At 33.9% G+C, this 1,051-nt stretch carries 2 protein-coding genes; both read right to left on the minus strand.

The window, feature by feature from the left end:
* Positions 1 to 634 (minus strand): RNA-guided endonuclease TnpB family protein (locus HR057_RS16765; RefSeq protein ID WP_173732641.1); only part of this gene is annotated, 634 nt, incomplete at its 3' end.
* Between the two features lie 11 nt (positions 635 to 645).
* Complete coding sequence (gene tnpA, locus HR057_RS16770) at positions 646 to 1,044, minus strand: IS200/IS605 family transposase (protein WP_173732643.1); 399 nt, start codon at positions 1,042 to 1,044, stop codon at positions 646 to 648.
* Positions 1,045 to 1,051 lie beyond the last annotated feature (7 nt).

The raw sequence follows: 1,051 nt of genomic DNA on the forward strand, positions 1-1,051 counted from the left end.
GATAGTAACGTGGGTAATTGGCTTTCTCACCCTGTTCACTCTCGACATATAGACCATCCATCGCAAAATCCAAACCGACAACTTTCTGGATTTTTACTGACTGAATATCTTTCTCGTATTCTGTCAAAATCGAAATATAGTATTTACCTGTCTTTGTTTTAGAAATTGTACAAGATTTGATTTTGTAATCAGCAGGTATTTCTCTATGCTGCTTCATTCTTATTGGCTTTTTGATTTTTGGCAGTTTGATATGACCATTCTCTAGCTTAATATTGTCGTTGACCATGTTGGTTGTGTAAGATTGTTTCTTTTTCTTGCTCTTGAATTTAGGGAACTCTGCACGACCTTCAAAAAAGTTCTTATAAGCATTTTGTAATTGGATCTGTGCGTTTGCTAAGGCTAAAGAATCCACTTCTTTTAGGAATGGAAATTCATCCTTATACTTTGCTGGTGTCGGGAACTTTTGCTTTTTAAGCGCTTCTTTGTCATCCTTGTATCTTTCATACATGTCTTTGCGTTCAGCTAACATTTTATTGTAGACAAAGCGAACACAACCAAATGTTTTTGTTAATAATTCTTTCTGTTCTTCATTTGGATATAGGCGAAACTTGAACGCTTTGTTTTGCTTGGTCATATCAATTCACCTCAACTCCGACCTTGATTTTCAATGTATTTTTTTATGACAGCAATTGGTGCACCGCCTGTTGTAAGAAGGCAAAAACTTCTTGACCAAAACATTTCTTTCCAAAGTCTTTTTCGTATATGAGGAAAGTTTTTCTTTATCAGTCGAGAACTTGCACTCTTATAGGCATTGATAAACTTTGATAATTCAGAATTAGGATGTGCCTTGAATAGAATGTGGATATGAACCTTATCATGATTCCACTCTGTCAAAGTAATGTTATATTTTTTTCCGATCTCTATGAACATATCTTTTGCAAAATCAGATATTTCATCGGTGAATACTTCTCTGCGATACTTTACAACTAATACAAGATGATAATGCAATAAGAATACTGAATGATTATTACTATCCAATTTCATTGATATA

The organism is Calidifontibacillus erzurumensis (assembly GCF_013303125.1).
Lineage (GTDB): Bacteria > Bacillota > Bacilli > Bacillales > Bacillaceae_J > Calidifontibacillus > Calidifontibacillus erzurumensis.

Excerpts from the sequence above, each read along its gene's own strand:
- tnpA (WP_173732643.1), bottom strand. The coding sequence starts at position 1,044 with ATGAAATTGGATAGTAATAATCATTCAGTATTCTTATTGCATTATCAT.